Here is a 19,483-nt window from a genome sequence, read left to right on the forward strand (position 1 = left end):
CATACAAAAGTAAAATACACAGATTCCAATGGACTAACCCAAAAGGTCAAAACGTCAGGTGATTTAGGTCTTAACAAATTCCGCTACGGCGTCTATACCAGAGTGGGCTTGGGAGGATTTAACCTTTGGGCCTATTACGGGTTAAATGAAGTGTTTAAAACTGGGCAAGGACCATACGAAACAGAAGCCAAGCAATTCAATTTCGGCATGTCCGTAGCGTTGTTTTAAACGGAAACAGTCAAAAATTAAAAGCCCGGTTAATCTTCCGGGCTTTTTTTATTTGTAAAAACGTGGTTTTCTTTTTTCTAAAAACGAAGTCACCCCTTCTTTAAAATCCTGGTGACTACCTGCTTTTTCCTGATAAACGGCCTCCATCTCCAAAACCTCTTCAAGAGACATTCCATTTGATTTACGCAGCATTTCTTTGATCATTCCAATGGCACTACCGGAGGCATTTACATACACCTCCACATATTGGGCAACCGTCTCATCCAACGCACTGTGTTCTATAGCTTTATTTACCAGTCCTAATCTTTCGGCTTCCTCCGCATATACCTTGCGGCCTGTAGTGGCCAATTCAAAAGCCAGCGGATACCCTACCCTTTTGGGCAAAAAGTAATTGGACCCAGCATCCATCACCAAACCGATATGGGCAAACATCTCCGCCAAATACGCTTCTTTGGAGGCGATAATTACATCAGTCGCCAGTGCCAAAGAACACCCCGCCCCTACTGCGGCGCCATTGAGTTTACAAATGATTGGTTTCGACAAGTTTCGCATCTGTATTATCAACGGATTGTAATACTTCCTGATAATTTCCTTGAAGGGAATCCCATCCAAATCAGTCCCCACCGCTTTCAGGTCTTGTCCGCTGCAAAACGCACCACCCCCACCTGTCAAAACGACACACCTGACTGTTTCTGCTTGGGCAGCCTGATCAAATGCCGCTTTCAACTCTTCGAGCACTTCAAAATTCAGGGCGTTAAATACCGCTGGCCGATCAATGGCGATTTCTTGACAATGATTGTTTACCGAACTTCTGATGTATTTATAGTCCATAATCCATCAAAACAAAAAGAAATAAAATGAGGCAAAACAAGTAATAAATCCAAGCCCAAAACCCGCTGCAAGTTCAACAGGCTTATGAGCATCTAGGTAAAGCCTGCACGACCCCACCAAACCACATAATAATACGGTACCGATTACAGGGTACAACAATGTCCCTCCGGGGAATTTCCAGCTCATCACCATCAATATGGCCAAAAGCCCTGACAAGCCCGTCAAGTGGGCACTGACTTTCCAAAAGAACGTCACGATGGTCAACAGCAAGATGGTCCCCGTCATGGTGATCATGCTAAACACTATCAGCTCGTCGTAATTTAACCTTGCATAAAAGAAATAGGTTACCACTATATAAAAGACGCTTACCATTCCAAAAGGAAGAAAACGGTCCTTTCTATTGGCCATATGGATGCTTGGAATGGTATCCATATACCTCAACCCAAATACACTTAGCATCGGTATCAACAAGGTCGTCACCAAGACCATCAGCAACAAGGATCCTTTGATCTCATCGGGAACGTTGGTGGCATTTGGGACCGCATAAAGAATCACGGCAAATACCATCGTTGGGACCACCAGTGGCTGAAACAAAACAGAAAGGATAAGTGCTAGTTTCCTGTACACTATAATTCTTTTCTTAGTCTGGCCACTGGAATCTGTAGCTGCTCTCTATACTTGGCCACAGTCCTTCTGGCAATATTATACCCCTTTTCATTTAATAATTTAACAAGCTTATCATCGGAGAGCGGCTTGCGCTTATCTTCATTGTCCACTAATTTTTGCAATACGCTCTTCACTTCCCGGTTACTGACATCCTCTCCTCCTTCGGTGGATATTCCTTCTGAGAAGAAGTACTTCAGCGGAAACACCCCAAATTCGGTCTGTATCGCCTTGCTATTGGCCACCCTGGAAACCGTGGAAATGTCCATATCTATCCGCTCTGCTATATCCTTAAGGATCATCGGTTTTAGCTTCGTCTCATCACCTTCCTCAAAAAACTCCTTCTGATAATCCAAAATGGCATGCATGGTCTTGAGCAAGGTTTGCTGTCGTTGCTTGATAGCATCGATAAACCACTTGGCTGCATCCAACTTTTGCTTCACAAAACTGACCGTATCTTTAAGCTTTTTGTCCTTCTTATCACTTTTCTCATAGGCCTCGAACATCTCAGAATACGACCTGCTCACACGGAGCTCTGGAGCATTCCGGGAATTCAGCGTGATTTCTGGCTTACCGTTTACGACATTGAGTAGAAAATCGGGAATAATATACTGGGTCCTCATGAGTCCGTCTGATCCTCCTCCCGGCTTGGGATTCAGTCGGGTAATCATCTGGATCACTTCCTTCAAATCCTCTTCGGAAAGGTTACACTTTTTGAGGATCTTATCATAATGCTTCTTGGTAAACTCATCAAAGCAATCGGTGACCACTTTAATGGCCTTTTGCACCACTTCGTCTTCTTGGTGCTCCTTTCGCTCCAACTGAATGATCAAACATTCCTGTAAGCTTCTGGCTGCTATTCCCGCCGGATCAAAGTTCTGGATTTTCCTCAACACCTCTTCCACCTCGTCCAAGTCCGTTTCGACATTTTGGCTAAAAGCAAGATCATTGATGATCGCCTCCAAATCCCTGCGGATATATCCATCACTTTCTATACTTCCAATCAATTGCTTCCCAATGAGCTTTTGATGCTCGTCCAACCTCAAGAAACTGAGTTGACTCAACAGTTGCTCATGCAAGGAAGTCCCACTGGACAATGGCATTTCACGGTCTTCCTCATCCGGAGTATAATTTCCATCTCCCTGCATTTTATACCCACCATAATCATCGGACAGGTAATCTTCCAAGTTGATATCCTTATCCTCTTTATTCCCCTCGTCATAATTGTCTGCCAGCACCTCCTCTTGTGCATCATCGCCCTCTTCTTTTCCTTCCTCAAGCGCCGGGTTGATCTCCAACTCCTCTTCCACCCTAGCCTCCAACTCGGCAGTAGGCACCTGCAACAATTTTATAAACTGGATCTGTTGGGGACTCAGCTTTTGGGAAAGTACTTGGTTTAAATTTAACTTTTGCATATATCGCTTACAACTATCGTCTTTTTTTAAAAACATTCCTTGCTTAGCACTTTACTAGCAAGACCCCTTTCATGTATTCAAATTTAGGAAATTACAGCAAAATTTTGACAAAAAGGTGATTATATCGTTTTTTTGCATTCCATTTTAAAACATTGATTAGCTTTAAAACTTGAAAACAAAGTAGTAAAGCTTCAAACCTTCAATTCCTATGGCATTCAACAAACGATCAAAGATAAAATTATTGCTCGAAAGCAGCAAAATAGGTAAAAACACCACCATCATGGGCTGGGTGCGGACCAAAAGAGGCAATAAAAACGTCTCTTTCATTGCCGTCAATGACGGATCCACCATCCAAAACTACCAGGTCGTAGCCGATCCGAATGTCATCAGCGAAGAGGTCCTCAAGCGGATCACCACCGGTGCCTGTATCAAAGCCACTGGCGAAGTAGTCGCCTCTCAAGGAGCAGGGCAGGATTCTGAGTTGATTGCCCAAAAAATAGAAGTGTTGGGAGAAGCCGATGCTGACAAATACCCGCTGCAGCCCAAAAAGCATTCTATGGAATTTCTACGGGAAAATGCCCATCTGAGAATGCGTACAAATACTTTCGGAGCGGTGTTCCGTGTAAGGCATGCCTTGGCATTTGCCGTGCATCAATACTTTAATGATAAGGGATTCTTCTACATCCATACCCCCATCATTACGGCTTCAGATGCCGAAGGGGCAGGAGAAACATTCCGCGTATCGACGCTAGACATGAAAAATCCACCGCTGACTGAGGATGGCGCCGTTGACTATACCAAAGATTTCTTCGAAAGAGAAACCAACCTTACGGTGTCCGGCCAATTGGAAGGGGAACTAGCCGCGATGGCATTGGCAGAAATCTATACGTTCGGACCAACTTTCAGAGCAGAAAATTCCAATACCACCCGCCACTTGGCTGAATTTTGGATGATCGAGCCTGAGATGGCTTTTTATGATGCTGAGGACAACCAGGATCTAGCAGAAGACTTCCTTAAATATATCATCTCCTATGCCATGGAGCACTGCAAAGCCGACTTGGAATTCCTTGACAAAAGGGCTGCTGAAGAAAATGCCAAAAAACCGACCAATGAACGGACTGAACTGGGCCTATTGGACAGGCTTAGGTTTGTCGTGGATCATGATTTTGAACGCATCAGCTATACAGAAGCCATCGAAATCCTCAAAAACTCCAAGCCCAATAAAAAGAAGAAATTCTCCTATATCATCGATGAATGGGGCGCAGACCTACAATCCGAGCATGAACGGTTTTTGGTGGAAAAGCATTTCAAGAAGCCCGTCATTCTTACCGACTATCCTAAAGACATCAAAGCATTCTATATGAAACAGAATGACGATGGAAAGACGGTAGCAGCCATGGATATTCTATTCCCGGGCATTGGGGAAATTGTCGGAGGCTCACAGCGTGAGGAAAACATGGAAAAGCTCACTACCAGAATGGATGAAATGGGAATCAGTCAGGAAGAACTCTACTGGTATTTGGACACCAGGAGATTTGGCGCCACGCCACACTCCGGGTTTGGATTGGGCTTCGAACGGATGGTTCAGTTCGTCACAGGAATGGGAAACATCCGAGATGTAATCGCCTTTCCAAGAACCCCTGGAAACGCAGAGTTCTAATACATATTATACTTCAAAAAGATAAGCCAAGGCATGAAAATGCTTTGGCTTTTTCGATTTTAGTCGACATTTAACTGCAAGTAACTTTTAGGAATCGCTTGAATGATATCCGTGGCGATGGTGCCTCTCTTTTTATCTTCGGAAGCAATCTCCCCCGCTAAACCGTGCTGGAATACGCCACAAAGCACAGCATTTTTAGTACCATATCCTTGCCCAAGAAAAGAAGTGATCATGCCGGTCAGTACATCTCCTGCTCCCCCAGTGGCCATATGTTTGTTTCCTGTGGAATTAAAATACTGCGTACCATCAGGAAAAGAAATACTTGTATGAGCTCCCTTTAAGACCAACACACAACTGTGTTCACTGGAAAACTCAAGGGCTTTGCCCAAGCGTTGCTTATGGTTTTCACAATGTCCTACCAATCGCTCAAACTCTTTTATATGCGGGGTGAGGATAGCATCTTTATCAAGATAATTCAAAAGTTTTTTATGATTGGAAAGTATATTGATAGCATCAGCGTCAATTACTTTTGGCCCCTTGTAAACATTCAAAAAGCTTTCTAAAAATGTGACAGTTTCTGCTGACCCCCCCATTCCTGGCCCGATTCCCACGGCATCAAACCGATTTACCCCCATATCACCCTCATCCCAACAGAGCCTTTTCTCACCACTGCTGGAGATCACTTGGACCTCCGGCAAACTGGCCTGAATTACATCAACCCCGCAGGCGGGTACAAAACAGGTGGCCAATCCACTTCCCGTCCGCAAAGCGGCTTCTGCAGACATTCTGACGGCACCTATTGAACCGTAACTTCCTCCCACCAGCAATACCCTGCCAAAATCTCCCTTATGAGCAAACCTGCTAAAGTTAAGATGCCGTTTGCTGATATCGCTGGGCTGCAAATAATATTTACTTTCAGTAAACTGACGCATAAATTTATTTCCAATCCCAATCCCCACCACATGGAGTACCCCCACATAACCCGCGTGCTCAGGAAACATGAGTGAAAATTTAGGGTACTGGAAACTCACCGTAACATCTGCCTTTAGGGCTTCTCCTTGAAGACATTCATCGGCCGGAAGCCCCGTGGGAATATCCACTGCCACCTTACGGACATTAGAAAGATCATTAAGTTTGACCACCATGTTTAAAAAATCACCGGCCAACGGTCTGTTCACCCCTATTCCAAGCATGGCATCTACCACGACATTGAGATCAAATTCCATGTGGGCAATGTCATCGCTGCTCATCGAAATGGCCGGCAACTTATCAGGCAACAACTCCCTGTTCAATCTACAATCTGCTGAGGCCTTCTCCGTATCACCCACCAGAAAGACAATAATGTCATACCCCTTCCTCCACAGTAAGCGTGCAATCGCCAAACCATCACCTCCATTGTTTCCAGGGCCACAAAATATCCCCACCTTATCATTTCGATGATAGTTTTCCTCAAACCAATCACAAAAAGCCAAAGCGGCATTTTCCATTAACCGGTGCGAGGTAATTCCCTTTTCTGTAATAAAATCCGTATCGAGTTTCTTTACGGAACTTCCAGAGATTATTTCTAGCATCCTCGTTACATTAAGCTTTTACCAATTTATACTTAGGGAAAGTCACTCTCAGTAAGAATAACATACCAATAATAAAAAAAATACCAAGAACTAGCGAACTATCCCTCATACTTCCTGTAAACTTTTCTATAAATCCATAAGAAAATGTGCCAAATACAATCGCTAGCTTTTCTGTAACATCATAAAAGCTAAAATAAGACGCATGATCGCTGGTGTCACCCGGGATCAATTTGGAATAGGAAGATCGGGAAATCGCTTGAATACCTCCCATGACCAAACCTACAACAAAAGCTAAACCATAAAATTCAAATTCACTGGTTACAAAATAAGCAGCCATACAGATACCGATCCATATGAACACCATGCTTAATAGGGAAATTTTGTTTCCGCTGGTTTTAGCAATCCAACCAAAAAGAAAACTTCCCATGATAGCAACTATCTGTATAATCAAAATAGTGAGGATTAACTTATCTCCTGCCAAGCCTAATTCCTTATCCCCAAATGATGCCGCCATGTACATAACGGTCTGCACACCCATGCTGTAAAATAAAAAAGCCGATAAAAACTGTTTGAGATCCCCTCGATGCGTGAGCTCCCTGTAAACTTTCTTGATTTCCTTATAACCTGACCACAATAATGAAGTATCGGAGAAGTTTCCCCGAGTATTGTTGGGTAGATACCTGAAAGGAATCCCCGCAAAACCTAACCACCAAATCCCGGTAATCAAAAAGGACAAACGAGCAGCTTCTCCACCATCGTTTAATAAGAACCAAGCTGGCTTTTGAATCATGACCAGATTTATCACCAGCAACAAAACACTCCCAATATACCCCAATGCAAACCCTCGGGCGCTAAGGATATCATATTCTTCAAAGGTGCTGATTTCAGGCAAAAAGGCATTGTAAAAAACGATGCTACCAGCATATCCTATACTGGCCAAGACACTGAAAATAATCCCTAACTCCAAATTACTTCCATCAAAAAAGAAAAGCCCCATACATGACACGGAACCAATGGCAGCGAAAATTTTCATAAACAACAACTTTTTACCGCCATAGTCCGCCATACCGGACAATAATGGCGAAAGTAAAGCAATTACTAAAAAGGAAAATGAAATAGACCAAGAATACAAAACCGTATTGACCATTTCAAATCCAAAAAAGGATACTACATCCCCTTTTCCCTGGGAGGCCGTGACGTTGTTAAAGTACACTGGAAAAATGGTGGACGTGATCACCAAACTATATACGGAGTTCGCCCAATCATACATGGCCCAGGCAAATTGCACTTTTTTCATTTTTGCGCCCATATGTTTACCAAAACATCGTTAAACTAAAAAAAGCTACCCGCAAGTGCGGATAGCTTTCTATAAACTTCATTATGTTTTAAATCAATCTTCTTGATTTACTTTCCCTACGGAAGCATAAAGGATTTTCCTTGCATCCGCATCTCTCAGTTCTAACTGAATGTCGGCAACAGGTCCCATTTTAACGTCCCTGTCTGCTTTAAGGGAAATATAAATTTGATCTCTCTCTGCTTCTGACAGCTTATCCTTCTCTTGGTTAACCCACTGGATAATATCACTTGTCGTGATCAAGGCATCATTTGCTTGTATCCTAGGCTCTGTACCGTAAACACTAGTGTTTTTAGGTTTTCCAAGGAACAGGTAAGAAATCAGCGATTTCTTTTCCAGTTTCTGAAGCTGTGTCGCCTGAGGTAATTTCTGCTCTACCAATAGTTCTTGTTCCCTTAGTACAGTGGTCACCATAAAGAAAAACAAGAGCATAAAGATGATATCTGGCAAGGCGGAAGTTGGAATATTCTCCTCGGTCTTATTCTTTTTCTTAAACTTTGCCATAATTATTCTCCTCCTTTATCTGGTTCTGCAATTGAAATCGCCATAGGTATATTTTCCTTACCCCTGTCCATAAGCTCTTTTTCAGCAGCCGTTCTACTGGACAATGCGCGGTATTCATCCGCAGTAAGTCCTACCCTTTCGGCATAGATTTCGTAATATGCTTTCTTTACTTTATCAAGTACCTCTAAGTACAGGTCATAGCTTGTACCACGGTTTGTCTTGATAGAAACAACAGCCTCATTGGGGTGGTCAGAAGATTCAGGATCCCGGTTGGCCTGCGCTTTCAGCACAGGAGGTAGACTATTGTAAAGATCCATGTTCTCCTGATCCGGATCACCAAAATTCATGACGAATTCTTTTATTTCTTTATCGAGCCCGTCTGTATTGTCCCTAAAATCATCCTCTACCAGTAGTTGGTCATTCGAGTTGATCAATATCTTAAAGATATTACGCTCGTTTTTATCAATTTCAGGTGGTGGATTATTTGGATCAATTTTAGGCGGGAGAACGTTGGTAATCCCCTTGTCAGAAGCAATTGTCGTTGTCACAAGAAAGAAGATAAGTAGCAAGAAGGCGATATCCGCCATGGATCCTGCATTTACCTCCTGACTCATTCGGCTTTTCTTTCTTGGCATACTAAATTACTTTATAAGTTTATTAAGTTCTGTCACTACAATTCCTGCTAGTGCAAGGAAGAATAGTATGTAAGTGGTAAACAAGATACCACCGACTGCCTTAGAGCTTGAAGCGGTGATGTTAAATGGTGCCACGGCATATTTAGGTGCCACTTCATCACTTGCAATTGAATATGCAATGAAGAATAGGACAGCTACACCGATCACACCAACACCTATCTTAAGCAAACTTTTAGGATTATCTAATGATTTCACCAAGGGCATCAGGATCGCTGCAACAGCGCCCAAGCCAATCAAAAGATATCCTACATATAACATTATATCGTAAGAATCCATATTGTTAAGTTCTTTGGTTGGTTGTATTAATTTTTCAATGATTCAAGCTACAGCTGACCGATTATTTGGTCAGTTTGTGCTTCACAAGGATATCAACCAAAGTAATGGAAGCATCCTCCATATCGTTTACCAAAGAGTCGATCTTCGCTACACAATAGTTATAGAAAAGCTGAAGGATAATCGCAACGATCAAACCAGCAACTGTAGTCAAAAGGGCGATTTTAATACCACCTGCTACTAGGGAAGGAGAAATATCACCGGCTGCCTCGATAGAGTCAAATGCACCGATCATACCAATTACCGTACCCATGAAACCAAGCATTGGAGCCAAAGAGATGAATAGGGAGATCCATACCAATCCTTTTTCCAAACGGCCCATTTCTACGGAACCATAAGCAATGATGGATTTTTCTACCATTTCAATACCTTCTGAATATCTCATCAGGCCTTGTGTAAAGATAGAAGCAACTGGACCTTTAGTGCTCTTCGTCACGTCTTTAGCAGCTTCAATACCGCCTTGGTCAAGTGCATCTTCTACTTTGGCAAGAAGTTTTTTGGTGTTTGTAGTAGCCAGGTTAAGCGTGATGATTCTTTCCAATGCCACTGCAAGACCTAAAATCAAACAGATCAATACGGGAGTCATGAAAGTAGGATCACCTTCAATGAACTTGTCCTTGATAATTTGGTGGAATGGTTGCTCTTCAACTACAACCTCATCATCTGTAACTACAGGAGCCGGTGCTGGCGCTGCAGCTTCTTCCTCCATCATTTCAGTAGTGTCTCCTGCAGAAGCTTCTTCTGAGGTGTCTTGTGCTTTTGTAATAACCGGAGAAATAAGCATTCCGGTAAGCATGAACAAAGCGATTAACTTTTTCATAATTTAGTTTTTAATAGACTTTAAATAAAGGTTAAACGGTTTCTAACTTAATATTGAGCTTTTAAAGATATAATTTTTTCAATTCAAATGACAAGGGATAATGTTATAATTTTTTTTCACCTCGCCTTTTTAATAAATGTTCTTACAATGTAACCATCTTTTTATGAACTAAAAAAGCTTTACTTAATAAGAATGATGAATGGTAAATAATTATGAAGTGGAGCAGCTGAATGAAAGAACTTTTGAGTTTGCTTATTGGGTGAAGCATAAAACTAAAATGGTTGCTTTTCAGGTGATTTCTCATCACCTATGCCCTATGGACGAAATTCATGTTTTTGCCGATGGTCGATTTCAAACCCTGGGTTCTCATCCCTTCCAATTTAATCGGAACAGGATTCTAAAACGACCAGGGAAAGACGCCATTGGCAGACTTTTTAGTTGCAGAGAGGAAGGGATTACTCATCCCCGCAATGCATGCCGCACTGCCCCTCGTGAATCTCCCGATGGTCGATTTCAAACCCTGGGTTCTCATCCCTTCCAATTTTATCGAAACAGGATTCTAAAACGATCAGGGAAAGACGCCATTGGCAGACTTTTTAGTTGCAGAGAGGAAGGGATTCGAACCCTCGATACCCTTTAGGGGTATACACGCTTTCCAGGCGTGCTCCTTCGACCGCTCGGACACCTCTCTGTGTTTTTTTGGTCTCAATTGAGGCGACAAATAAATGGATAAATTTTAGTTCCTGCAAGGAAAAGACTGCTTTATTTATGCTAAATCACTCCTTTTCCTTGATCCTTTACCGCCTCAGCAAACTAGCGCATTGAAAATCAAAACCTTGCACTTTCTGAATATTTTTCAGGTTTTTCCAGGCCTTTCCCGAAAAATAAGAACAACAGATCACTTGCTCGTCAATGACATTTCTCCCGCGAGGGGTGTGATCAGCTTTCTTCTGATTTCATCTTCGTCCGTTTCATTGGCCAATAAGAACATCATCTTACAAATGGCCGCCTCGGAGGTAATGTCCCCGCCGCTCAGCACTCCTAATCTTTTCAATTCCTTGCTGGTCTCGTACCGGCCCTGAATCACCCTACCGCCATTGCACTGAGAAACATTCAGGATAATAATGCCTCTGTCTACGGCTTTGCGGACGGTTTCTATAAACCAAGGCTCTGTCGGACTGTTTCCCGAGCCATAGGTTTCCAAGACCACTCCTCGCAACCCCTTAATGCTAAAGCAACTGTCGATCACTTCTGCAGTGATCCCGGGAAATAATTTCAGGATCATGACCCGTTTATCCAGTTTGTTGAGGTACTTGAGCTGCACCCCTTCTTTATAGGGTTTGATGGCTGCATAATTATAATCGATGACGATGCCTGATTCCGCCAGGGGAGGATAGTTTTCCGATTCGAACGCATCAAAATGCACACTTTGCATTTTCTTGGCTCGGTTTCCCCTCAGCAGCATATGGTTAAAGAATATACACACTTCAGGAACGATGGGCTTACCGTTGGCTTGGCTAATGGCTATTTCCAGGGAAGTCATTAAATTTTCCCGGGCATCTGAACGCATGGCACTGATGGGAAGCTGGGCACCTGTAAAAATAACAGGCTTGCTCAGTCCTTTGAGCATAAAACTCAGCATGGATGCCGAGTAAGCCATGGTATCTGTTCCGTGTAGCACTACAAATCCATCGTAGGTATCGTAATTCTCATATATGATATAGGCCATATCCACCCAATGCTGCATGTTGACATTGGAACTATCAATGGGTTCTGGAAATGAAATGACGGTAATGGCAATATTCAAATTCCCGAGATTCGGAATTTTCTCCATTATCTGGCCGAAGTTAAAGGGAACCAAAGCCCCCGACTCATCATATGCCATCCCCAGGGTTCCCCCTGTATAGATGATCAGTACCGAGGACTTTATCTCACTTTTTGCCGCTGTATTTAATCTTACGATTTTATAATTCATCCTTCCACCCTGTTAAAAACCTTGTTCGCGTTTGCATTAGTCACTTCTGACACCTTCTCTAAGGTAGAAGCCGTCAGATCCCCCACTCGTTCAGCTATGATCGGAATATATTCCGGAGAGTTTCGCTTCCCCCTATGAGGAACAGGAGCCAAGTAAGGCCCGTCGGTCTCCAGCACTAATTGCTCCAGACCAATTTCAGGCAGCACTTTGTCCATCCCTCCGTTCTTGAAGGTAGAAACACCTCCTATGCCCAAAAGAAACCCCATTTCAATGATTTCCTTTGCCTGCTCCACTGATCCTGTAAAACAATGGAAGATACCGGTAAGGTTTTCATCATTCATTTCGCCAATGATGGCAATGGTCTCATCAATGGATTCACGGCAATGCAGCACAATGGGCAGCTTTTTCTGCTTCGCCCAGTCCACCTGGATCTTAAGGGCCTCTTTTTGAAGTTCAAAACTGTCCTTGTCCCAATATAAATCCGTACCGATTTCACCTATCGCCACAAAAGGCCGCTTTGACAGCCAATCCTCCATGACATAAAGCTGTTTCTCGAAATCCTTATCCACATCACAAGGATGCAGGCCCATCATCGGTATGCACATTTCCGGATAGCGCTGCTCGGCTTCCAGCATGGCATCGATCGACTCCACATCTACATTCGGCATGTAGATGCGGTTCACTCCATTTGCCTTGCACCGCTCGATTACTTCATCACGGTCATTGTCGTACTTTTTGGAATATATATGGGCGTGGGTATCAATAAACTGCATCAGTATGTTCTCTCTTTCCAATTAACTTTCGAAGGCCAAAAATAATACACTATTGTTGACCATGAAATTACTAGATAATAAACTTCAAAAATAAACAATTCCCACAAAGGGATATAAATATTTGCTTTTTTTGCCAATCCCCTAACAAACATTACCTGAAACATCAACTTGCACCCCCATAAGCCCAGCCCCAACAAGGGAGTAGAAAATAAGATTATTACCACCATTGGAAAAAAAAGTACCTGAAGGGCAAGTACTGCCTGCCAAAACCACGGAAGGTTCAGCGCACCCCTCATCCAACGCTTCCGCTGCCTTAACAAGGCATGTAGCCCTGTTTCTGATTTAGTCAACACAAGGCTCTCCTGATCGAACTGAAAAATAGGACGAAAGCCTGCTGCCTTGATGGCCTCACCCATCACAAAGTCCTCCGTAACGGAAAATGGAAGCCCCTCGAAACCGCCCACACGGCGATAGGCTTCTTGGCTGATCAGCATATTGTTCCCGACTGCCGTCAGCAAATGGCCTACATCTGACGTCACCTTTATCATTCCCAACGTAAGCCACCAATCTTGCCCCTGAAGCCGTCCAAAAAGCCCTCTCCTTCGGACACTTGTAAGCCCTACCACTAATCCCACTTTCGGCGTATAAGCCTTTACCATGGCCTTAACCCACATCGGATTCACCTCACAATCCGCATCTGTAAAGAGAAGCAACTCTCCTGATGCCTTCTGGGCCATCTGGGCCAAAGCGTTTGCTTTACCATTGAGGTGCGTGTACTTGGCTTCTATTTTTACTTTCTCCCGGTTCGCCCCCTCACTTGCCCATGCCTCCAACATGGGACCAGTACCGTCAATGCTTTGATCATCTGCTACAAGTAGCTGGAGCTTTTCGGAAGGATAGTCCAAGCGGGACAATGCTGCCAAACATGTTGGTAAAACTTGTATTTCATTTCTAGCGGGAATTATAACACTCACGGTAGGCAATTGCTCCTTCCATTGAAGACCTTCATCGTGCCGTTTAAATCGGGCATGGAAAAAATACACCAGCAAAATATCCTGTGCAATCAATATCACGACCACCGCCAATGCCACCCATAGCATCATAACAGTTCTGCTTGAAGTTTCTTCTCCCTGACGAATCTTAGATACTCTGGCAATACTTTCTTGATTACTTCAGCCGTTTTTTGCTGGTCATGGAACAATACAATCGACCCGTTTTGGGTATACTGAATGGTTTTTTGCAGACAGGTTTCAGGGGACTGGCCTTGGTCATAATCACCGGAAAGCACATCCCACATGACCACTTCGTAATCATTTCCCAGAAATGCAGCCTGCTTTCCCTTGATCCTTCCATATGGTGGGCGAAATAATGTCGGATAGTTTCCGGTCACTTCAAAAATCGTATCGCTACACTTTCCGACATTTTGATAATAGTGGACATTTTCTGTCTTGGAGCCATTCAAGTGGTGATAGGTATGATTGCCAATCTGATGTCCCTCTTTGATGATCCTTTTGGCCAAATCCGGATGCTTGCGCACATTATCACCCACACAAAAAAACGTAGCCTTTATTTGCCACTTTGCCAATTCGTCCAAGACAAAATCCGTGACACCCGGAACGGGACCATCATCAAAGGTCAGGTAAATAGTAGGACTTTGGCGACTCCTGTTCCAAGTGAGTTTTGGAAAGATCCATTTCACTATTTTGGGCACATGATGGACGACCATAGCTACCTTATTTAAATCGCATGCTTAGTAATGTGATATCATCCCTTCGAGGCTCTCCCCCTGCGAATGCATTCCACTCGCTGAAAAAATCCTCGTGAAATTGTTCCGGGTCTACAGCCATGTTCCTATTGACAAAACCCACAAACCGCTCGTCTCCATATTCCTCATTTTGGGCATTGAACACCTCTGTAAGGCCATCGGTAAACAGGTGAATGGTAAAACAGCCCAGCCCATAACGCTTCCCTACCTCCAAAAACGGCAACTCTGGAAATGCTCCAAGAATAGTAGTGCCAGCATCCAGCAGTTCGCTTTCACCTTCGTTTTCCCTGCAAAGTACTGGAGGGTTATGCCCGGCATTGATGTACTTGAGGGTTTGGGTCTTGTAATTATAATAACCCAAAAAGAAAGTAATAAACCGTTCTCCATGGGTATTCTCAAAAATGGTATAATTCAGTTGTTCGGTGATCATTTTCAGATCTGAAGAACTCCTTAGCAGGGTCCTTAAAGCTGCTTGGAAATTGGACATCAACAGGGCTGCAGGCATCCCTTTTCCGGAAACATCCGCTATGCAAAAAAACACCTCGTTTTCGGATTTCTTGATCAGATCGTAATAATCTCCCCCCACGGTACTATGGGGAAAGTACGTCACTTTGGCCTTTAGGCGGTCGGCCTCTGGCAGAACTGACGGAAACAGCATACGCTGTACATTGCTGGCAATTTCCACCTCTTTCTTTAGTCGTTCCTGCTCTAACTGCCTTCTGGCAAAGCGTTTATTCTCCAAGGCCACCACCAGGATATTGGTCAGCGCCTGGGTAAAATCCAAGTCTAGGTCCTTGTCGCTATCTTTGGTTTTCAATAGTAAAATGGCCAACATTTTATCCTTATGATAAACGGGCACATAAATATCCAGCTCGGTAAAGGAATATTCTGGAGGCATCACCAAGTTAAGCTTGCCGATTTCACGGTTATCATCCACATCTCCATGAGGAATCAGTGCCGGCAGGTTCTGCTTGACCCCATGCTTGACCCTTTCCGCAAATCCCTCCTGATTGGCCACATAAAGCACCAAGGCCTTGATATTCAAATGCACCAAGCAGGTAAACTTAAAGATATTGAGCAGGACTGACTCGTCCTTGTTTTCATTGATCGCCTGTGTGATCTCCAGCAAGGCTTTCAGCTCTAACTCTTTTCGTTGGTATTTGAGGGTTTCTGTAGTCAAGGTTGTATGATTTACAAAGTATTGTGTTCCATTAGTCCTTTTTTGGTAGCCAAATAGTAATAGGACTTACCGTCATCCATGATCTTGGCATCTCCAAAGACCTCCTCATCAGGCTCGGAGAGACACTTGATCAATCCTCTGTGGTAAAGCCCTTGCAAGGTAGTCAAAAGCACCTCATCATCCCAGTTGAGCACCTCTTTTAAATAGGTAAACGGCTGTACAAAATACAGCTCGTCCATCATTTCAAATTCTTCTTCAGACATGTTGCTGATCTATTTTTTTGGTCTTTTTTGGTCAAATGATCAATATGCATCACTTCCTTCCTTTCCATCTGGACTTTACCAAGAAAGAACGGAATGCAACCAATATCACATAAATCGGGTGTAAAACACTCGCCAAGAACAAGTTGCCAACCGACAATGGTATCTCATAGGTATTAAGCACCTTTCTAAGCACAAAATACTCAAATAATAGCTTTAAAAACCAATATACTGCAAACATTGCCACTCCTATGGGGCCTGTCAGCAAAAGCAAAATACTGCAAATGCTGGCCAATGACAGGAATGCACTTAACACGGCTCCACCGGCATTTTGCCAAAACTGATGCTTGTTCCACTTGCTGGCCCAGCGGGATCGCTGTTCCAGAAATCCACTAATGCTTCCCACGGGATGGGTTTTCACCAACACATTGCTAGAGGCCAGGTAGCGGATAGCCTGATGGCCAAACCGCTGGTAGATTTTTTCCAATAAGTAAGAATCATCCCCAGAAGGGTTCCCATGATTCCCCTGATAGCCTTTTATATGGTAAAAAGCTTCCTTGCGATAGCCCATGTTGGCAGCACTGCACATGACGGGCTTTTTGATACTGAAAAAGAAATTGGTCATCAGCAAGATACTCGCCCAATCAATCTGCTGAAAATGGTCAAACGTCCCATCTCCACCCTTGGTCATCACTGGCCCTGCCACCATCTGCACCGAAGGATCATCAAAAGCCCGCAGCATGTTTTGTACCCAATCTGCCGAGAGGGTGCAATCCGCGTCAGTGGTCAGGATGATATTGGCATTGGCCATGACCACGCCTTGTTCGATAGCAGCCTTTTTTCCTTGACCTTGCCCGGAAATCAATTTAAAGTTATGCTTGTTCTCTGCCAAGATCCAAGCCTCCACCTGATCGCCCCCGCCATCTTCACTATGATCATCGATAAGGATAATTTGTAAATTGGGATAACTGAGGCCTGCCAAGTTACGCAGCAATCCCGGCAGGTTTTTCTTCTCATTTCGAAAAGGCACCAATAGCGTCACAGGATAATCCACCCCGCCCTGGATCCGCTCGTTTTTGGCACGCCTCCATTTCCATTTTGATGACAATATTGCCAGCGAAAGCAGGTAGACGAGCAGTGCTGCAAATAATAAAATTGGCAAAAGATTCATGTCAATGGAAGGATTTCTAGTAAATTGCACTAATGAGCAAAATAGCGAAAAAGGACGTGAAAGAGCAAATCATTTTGGGAATAGATCCAGGGACAAATGTGATGGGATATGGCCTGGTACTGGTGAAAGGCAACAAATACGAACCCCTTCAGTTTGGCGTGATCCACCTCAAAAAATACGGCTCTCATGAGCTGAAGCTCAAAAAGATCTTTGAACGGGTCACGGGGATCATCGATGAATTCTTGCCCGACAAGGTCGCCCTGGAAGCCCCTTTTTACGGCCAAAACGTTCAATCCATGCTCAAACTTGGCCGCGCCCAAGGAGTGGCCATGGCCGCGGCTTTGGCCCGGGATATTCCTATCGCGGAATACTCTCCCAAAAAAGTCAAACAGTCCGTCACCGGCAACGGAAACGCCTCCAAGGAACAGGTGGCAGAAATGCTCAAAACCCTTCTGCATATCGACGTCCCCAAGCTCTTGGATGCCACTGATGCGCTGGCCGTGGCATTGTGCCACCACTTTCACGATGGCCGCCTGCAGACCCGCGGCCGAACGGCAGGTTGGAAGGCCTTTCTTGATGAAAACCCCGGCAGAATCAAGTAACCCCTGTCCTACGCATCCAACTTATCCATGCTGCCGTTCGCCCCGTAGTGAGCATTATCTTCTACTGCTGGCAAACCTTATCATTTATGATGATTTTCCTCCTTCAGGAAAATGCACCCATCCCTGTGCCTTCAACTCCACTGCCGTTTCACTCTTGGTGACCATGAATTTACCGCTTTCCGCCTTGGTAATATGACCGATAAAATGGACATCAGGATGCTTCTCCAGCTTTGAAAAGTCATTTTGGTCTATCGTGAACACCAACTCGTAATCTTCTCCTCCATTCAGTACGCAGGTAATCGGATCGATATTGAACTCCACGGCGGTGTCGTAAGTCTGCTTGTCTATCGGCAACTTGTCTTCATAAATGGTTACGCCCACTTTTGATTGCTTACAGATATGGAACAGCTCTGATGCCAACCCATCGGAAACATCCAACATGGCCGTGGGTACTACCCCAAGCTCCCGAAGTTCATGGATGATGTCCATCCGGGCATCCGGCTTCAGCTGTCTTCCCGTCACCAAAGTATACTTCTCCAGCTGGGGCTGCATGTTTGGATTGGCCATAAAGACCTCTTTCTCTCGTTCCAAAACCTGTAGGCCCATCAATGCTCCACCCAGATCACCGGTAACACAGACAATGTCATTTTCCTTGGCGCCTGAACGGTATACTTCCTTCCCTTTTTCCACTTCGCCAATGGCCGTAATGGAAATCACCAGCCCAGATCGGCTTGAAGTCGTATCTCCTCCCACGACGTCTATGTTATAGTGCTCGGCAGCAGCATTGATCCCTGCATAAAGTGCCTCCACTGCTTCCACGGCAAACCGATTGCTCAGGGCAATGCTCACTGTAATCTGCTTCGGAATGGCATTCATCGCGGCGATATCCGAAATATTCACGGCTACCGCCTTAAAACCCAAATGGTGCAATGGCGCATAGGAAAGGTCAAAATGAACCCCTTCCAACAACAAATCCGTGGTCACCACTTTCACCTTATCACCTGCATCCAACACCGCTGCGTCGTCTCCGATCCCTTTAAGGGTGTCTGCATGGCGAACTTTTATCTTTTCATGGAGCCGATCGATCAGCCCAAACTCTCCTATTTCTCCGATTTCTGTTCTCTTATCGCTCATAAATGGTTATCTCAATTATTATCTTTTTCTTTTTGTCGTTTGCCCTGATCCTGCGCCAAGGTTCGCGCTACTTAACATCATCTTGGCACAACTCCACCAACACACCATTTGTGCTGCGGGGATGCAAAAATACAACTAATTTATGATCCGCCCCTTTTTTTGGGACATCATTGAGTATTTCAAAGCCCGCTTTTTTTAGCCTGTCCATCTCTGCATAAATATCATCCACCGCAAAGGCCACATGATGCACCCCTTCAGCCCTTTTGTCAATAAATTTAGCAATCGGACTGTCAGGGGCAGTCGCCTCGAGCAGTTCGATCTTGACATCTCCCACTTGAAAAAATGAAGTCAATACTCCCTCGTCTTCCACACGCTCCTCTTTGTAAGCTTCTTTTCCAAACAGCCTGGAAAACAACTCATTGGATTTTTTAAGGTCCTTTACCGCTATTCCCAAATGTTCGATTTTTCTCATGGCTGAATTTTCTGTATTTTTGTATGTGGAATTAATTATAAGGTAAGTATGTTTGTAACAAAGCACCTACCAACTTA

22 protein-coding genes and 1 tRNA gene (1 of these 23 only partly in view) are annotated in these 19,483 nt (G+C 44.1%); 4 read left to right on the forward strand and 19 right to left on the reverse strand.

Annotated elements, in window-relative coordinates:
- A protein-coding gene (locus tag ECHVI_RS00335) for a porin family protein (protein WP_015263934.1) crosses the window boundary here: on the forward strand, positions 1-228 show its 3' portion. The gene continues 510 nt to the left of window position 1, outside the view; 228 of the gene's 738 nt are visible here — the last part of the coding sequence; its start codon lies off the left edge, out of view; its stop codon occupies positions 226-228.
- Positions 229-276: 48 nt separating this feature from the next.
- On the opposite strand, the gene ECHVI_RS00340 is transcribed toward ECHVI_RS00335, so the two are convergent.
- Genes ECHVI_RS00340 through rpoN form a run of 3 tightly spaced genes read right to left on the reverse strand, consistent with a single transcriptional unit; the run spans position 277 to position 3,137 of the window.
- Entirely contained in the window at positions 277-1,059 is a 783-nt protein-coding gene (locus ECHVI_RS00340; protein WP_015263935.1) for an enoyl-CoA hydratase/isomerase family protein, read from the reverse strand.
- Between the two features lie 6 nt (positions 1,060-1,065).
- Complete coding sequence (locus ECHVI_RS00345; RefSeq protein WP_015263936.1) at positions 1,066-1,686, reverse strand: hypothetical protein; 621 nt, start codon at positions 1,684-1,686, stop codon at positions 1,066-1,068.
- Positions 1,686-3,137 carry an RNA polymerase factor sigma-54 gene (gene rpoN / locus ECHVI_RS00350; protein ID WP_015263937.1) on the reverse strand — a complete coding sequence of 484 codons (1,452 nt, stop codon included), beginning with the start codon at positions 3,135-3,137 and terminating at the stop codon, positions 1,686-1,688. Before rpoN ends, ECHVI_RS00345 begins: the two co-directional genes overlap by 1 nt.
- A gap of 208 nt (positions 3,138-3,345) precedes the next feature.
- Here rpoN and asnS point away from each other — a divergent pair, with 208 nt between their 5' ends.
- Positions 3,346-4,797 (forward strand): asparagine--tRNA ligase, encoded by a 1,452-nt coding sequence (gene asnS / locus ECHVI_RS00355; protein ID WP_015263938.1) that lies wholly within the window; start codon positions 3,346-3,348, stop codon positions 4,795-4,797.
- A 59-nt stretch (positions 4,798-4,856) separates the two neighbouring features.
- Here the strand turns inward: asnS and ECHVI_RS00360 are convergent, their stop codons facing one another.
- The 6 genes from ECHVI_RS00360 to ECHVI_RS00385 form a co-directional block, all read right to left on the reverse strand.
- Positions 4,857-6,368 carry a bifunctional ADP-dependent NAD(P)H-hydrate dehydratase/NAD(P)H-hydrate epimerase gene (locus ECHVI_RS00360; RefSeq protein WP_015263939.1) on the reverse strand — a complete coding sequence of 504 codons (1,512 nt, stop codon included), beginning with the start codon at positions 6,366-6,368 and terminating at the stop codon, positions 4,857-4,859.
- Positions 6,369-6,378: 10 nt separating this feature from the next.
- Positions 6,379-7,677 carry an MFS transporter gene (locus ECHVI_RS00365; protein ID WP_015263940.1) on the reverse strand — a complete coding sequence of 433 codons (1,299 nt, stop codon included), beginning with the start codon at positions 7,675-7,677 and terminating at the stop codon, positions 6,379-6,381.
- 81 nt (positions 7,678-7,758) lie between these two features.
- Positions 7,759-8,226 (reverse strand): ExbD/TolR family protein, encoded by a 468-nt coding sequence (locus ECHVI_RS00370; RefSeq protein WP_015263941.1) that lies wholly within the window; start codon positions 8,224-8,226, stop codon positions 7,759-7,761.
- Positions 8,227-8,228: 2 nt separating this feature from the next.
- Positions 8,229-8,861 carry an ExbD/TolR family protein gene (locus ECHVI_RS00375; RefSeq protein WP_015263942.1) on the reverse strand — a complete coding sequence of 211 codons (633 nt, stop codon included), beginning with the start codon at positions 8,859-8,861 and terminating at the stop codon, positions 8,229-8,231.
- A 6-nt stretch (positions 8,862-8,867) separates the two neighbouring features.
- Positions 8,868-9,197, reverse strand: coding sequence for a hypothetical protein (locus tag ECHVI_RS00380; RefSeq protein ID WP_015263943.1), 330 nt, complete (start codon positions 9,195-9,197; stop codon positions 8,868-8,870).
- A 61-nt stretch (positions 9,198-9,258) separates the two neighbouring features.
- Positions 9,259-10,074, reverse strand: a complete 816-nt coding sequence (locus ECHVI_RS00385; RefSeq protein ID WP_015263944.1) for a MotA/TolQ/ExbB proton channel family protein — start codon at positions 10,072-10,074, stop codon at positions 9,259-9,261.
- Between the two features lie 199 nt (positions 10,075-10,273).
- On the opposite strand from ECHVI_RS00385, the gene ECHVI_RS23195 reads away from it, so the two are divergent.
- On the forward strand, positions 10,274-10,714 hold the full coding sequence (locus ECHVI_RS23195; protein ID WP_083891947.1) for a hypothetical protein: 441 nt from the start codon (positions 10,274-10,276) through the stop codon (positions 10,712-10,714).
- On the opposite strand, the gene ECHVI_RS00390 is transcribed toward ECHVI_RS23195, so the two are convergent.
- From ECHVI_RS00390 to ECHVI_RS00425, 8 genes are all read right to left on the reverse strand, one after another.
- Positions 10,678-10,765: transfer RNA gene (locus tag ECHVI_RS00390), tRNA-Ser, on the reverse strand. The two genes, ECHVI_RS23195 and ECHVI_RS00390, sit on opposite strands and share 37 nt — an antisense overlap.
- 207 nt (positions 10,766-10,972) lie before the next feature.
- The gene (locus tag ECHVI_RS00395) at positions 10,973-12,049 is read right to left on the reverse strand and encodes an asparaginase (protein ID WP_015263945.1); all 1,077 of its coding nucleotides are present in this window, start codon (positions 12,047-12,049) and stop codon (positions 10,973-10,975) included.
- A complete protein-coding gene (locus tag ECHVI_RS00400) occupies positions 12,046-12,822 on the reverse strand; it encodes a TatD family hydrolase (RefSeq protein WP_015263946.1) in 777 nt (258 codons plus the stop codon). Before ECHVI_RS00400 ends, ECHVI_RS00395 begins: the two co-directional genes overlap by 4 nt.
- Positions 12,822-13,925, reverse strand: a complete 1,104-nt coding sequence (locus ECHVI_RS00405) for a glycosyltransferase (RefSeq protein ID WP_015263947.1) — start codon at positions 13,923-13,925, stop codon at positions 12,822-12,824. The genes ECHVI_RS00400 and ECHVI_RS00405 overlap by 1 nt, the downstream gene beginning before the upstream one ends.
- Positions 13,922-14,548: a polysaccharide deacetylase family protein gene (locus ECHVI_RS00410; RefSeq protein WP_015263948.1), complete on the reverse strand. Its 627-nt coding sequence runs from the start codon at positions 14,546-14,548 to the stop codon at positions 13,922-13,924. The genes ECHVI_RS00405 and ECHVI_RS00410 overlap by 4 nt, the downstream gene beginning before the upstream one ends.
- 7 nt (positions 14,549-14,555) lie before the next feature.
- Positions 14,556-15,767, reverse strand: coding sequence for a PP2C family protein-serine/threonine phosphatase (locus ECHVI_RS00415; protein ID WP_015263949.1), 1,212 nt, complete (start codon positions 15,765-15,767; stop codon positions 14,556-14,558).
- Positions 15,768-15,778: 11 nt separating this feature from the next.
- Positions 15,779-16,030: a hypothetical protein gene (locus ECHVI_RS00420; protein ID WP_015263950.1), complete on the reverse strand. Its 252-nt coding sequence runs from the start codon at positions 16,028-16,030 to the stop codon at positions 15,779-15,781.
- A 49-nt stretch (positions 16,031-16,079) separates the two neighbouring features.
- On the reverse strand, positions 16,080-17,198 hold the full coding sequence (locus tag ECHVI_RS00425; protein WP_015263951.1) for a glycosyltransferase: 1,119 nt from the start codon (positions 17,196-17,198) through the stop codon (positions 16,080-16,082).
- 32 nt (positions 17,199-17,230) lie between these two features.
- On the opposite strand from ECHVI_RS00425, the gene ruvC reads away from it, so the two are divergent.
- The gene (ruvC, locus tag ECHVI_RS00430) at positions 17,231-17,800 is read left to right on the forward strand and encodes a crossover junction endodeoxyribonuclease RuvC (RefSeq protein WP_015263952.1); all 570 of its coding nucleotides are present in this window, start codon (positions 17,231-17,233) and stop codon (positions 17,798-17,800) included.
- Positions 17,801-17,884: 84 nt separating this feature from the next.
- Here the strand turns inward: ruvC and thiL are convergent, their stop codons facing one another.
- Entirely contained in the window at positions 17,885-18,934 is a 1,050-nt protein-coding gene (thiL, locus tag ECHVI_RS00435) for a thiamine-phosphate kinase (protein WP_015263953.1), read from the reverse strand.
- A 67-nt stretch (positions 18,935-19,001) separates the two neighbouring features.
- Positions 19,002-19,406: a methylmalonyl-CoA epimerase gene (mce, locus tag ECHVI_RS00440; protein WP_015263954.1), complete on the reverse strand. Its 405-nt coding sequence runs from the start codon at positions 19,404-19,406 to the stop codon at positions 19,002-19,004.
- Positions 19,407-19,483: the final 77 nt, after the last annotated feature.

Origin of the sequence: Echinicola vietnamensis DSM 17526 (assembly GCF_000325705.1) — a bacterium.
In the GTDB taxonomy this organism is placed as follows: Bacteria; Bacteroidota; Bacteroidia; order Cytophagales; family Cyclobacteriaceae; genus Echinicola; species Echinicola vietnamensis.

Bases quoted from the DNA above. Each gene is read 5' to 3' on its own strand.
- ECHVI_RS00425 (WP_015263951.1), bottom strand. From the start codon at position 17,198: ATGAATCTTTTGCCAATTTTATTATTTGCAGCACTGCTCGTCTACCTG.
- ruvC (WP_015263952.1), top strand. From the start codon at position 17,231: ATGAGCAAAATAGCGAAAAAGGACGTGAAAGAGCAAATCATTTTGGGA.
- ECHVI_RS00380 (WP_015263943.1), bottom strand. From the start codon at position 9,197: ATGGATTCTTACGATATAATGTTATATGTAGGATATCTTTTGATTGGC.
- mce (WP_015263954.1), bottom strand. From the start codon at position 19,406: ATGAGAAAAATCGAACATTTGGGAATAGCGGTAAAGGACCTTAAAAAA.
- ECHVI_RS00385 (WP_015263944.1), bottom strand. From the start codon at position 10,074: ATGAAAAAGTTAATCGCTTTGTTCATGCTTACCGGAATGCTTATTTCT.
- ECHVI_RS00375 (WP_015263942.1), bottom strand. From the start codon at position 8,861: ATGCCAAGAAAGAAAAGCCGAATGAGTCAGGAGGTAAATGCAGGATCC.
- ECHVI_RS00395 (WP_015263945.1), bottom strand. From the start codon at position 12,049: ATGAATTATAAAATCGTAAGATTAAATACAGCGGCAAAAAGTGAGATA.
- ECHVI_RS23195 (WP_083891947.1), top strand. From the start codon at position 10,274: ATGGTAAATAATTATGAAGTGGAGCAGCTGAATGAAAGAACTTTTGAG.
- ECHVI_RS00365 (WP_015263940.1), bottom strand. From the start codon at position 7,677: ATGGGCGCAAAAATGAAAAAAGTGCAATTTGCCTGGGCCATGTATGAT.
- ECHVI_RS00420 (WP_015263950.1), bottom strand. From the start codon at position 16,030: ATGTCTGAAGAAGAATTTGAAATGATGGACGAGCTGTATTTTGTACAG.
- thiL (WP_015263953.1), bottom strand. From the start codon at position 18,934: ATGAGCGATAAGAGAACAGAAATCGGAGAAATAGGAGAGTTTGGGCTG.
- ECHVI_RS00370 (WP_015263941.1), bottom strand. From the start codon at position 8,226: ATGGCAAAGTTTAAGAAAAAGAATAAGACCGAGGAGAATATTCCAACT.
- ECHVI_RS00410 (WP_015263948.1), bottom strand. From the start codon at position 14,548: ATGGTCGTCCATCATGTGCCCAAAATAGTGAAATGGATCTTTCCAAAA.
- ECHVI_RS00405 (WP_015263947.1), bottom strand. From the start codon at position 13,925: ATGATGCTATGGGTGGCATTGGCGGTGGTCGTGATATTGATTGCACAG.
- ECHVI_RS00400 (WP_015263946.1), bottom strand. From the start codon at position 12,822: ATGCAGTTTATTGATACCCACGCCCATATATATTCCAAAAAGTACGAC.
- rpoN (WP_015263937.1), bottom strand. From the start codon at position 3,137: ATGCAAAAGTTAAATTTAAACCAAGTACTTTCCCAAAAGCTGAGTCCC.
- ECHVI_RS00360 (WP_015263939.1), bottom strand. From the start codon at position 6,368: ATGCTAGAAATAATCTCTGGAAGTTCCGTAAAGAAACTCGATACGGAT.
- asnS (WP_015263938.1), top strand. From the start codon at position 3,346: ATGGCATTCAACAAACGATCAAAGATAAAATTATTGCTCGAAAGCAGC.
- ECHVI_RS00340 (WP_015263935.1), bottom strand. From the start codon at position 1,059: ATGGACTATAAATACATCAGAAGTTCGGTAAACAATCATTGTCAAGAA.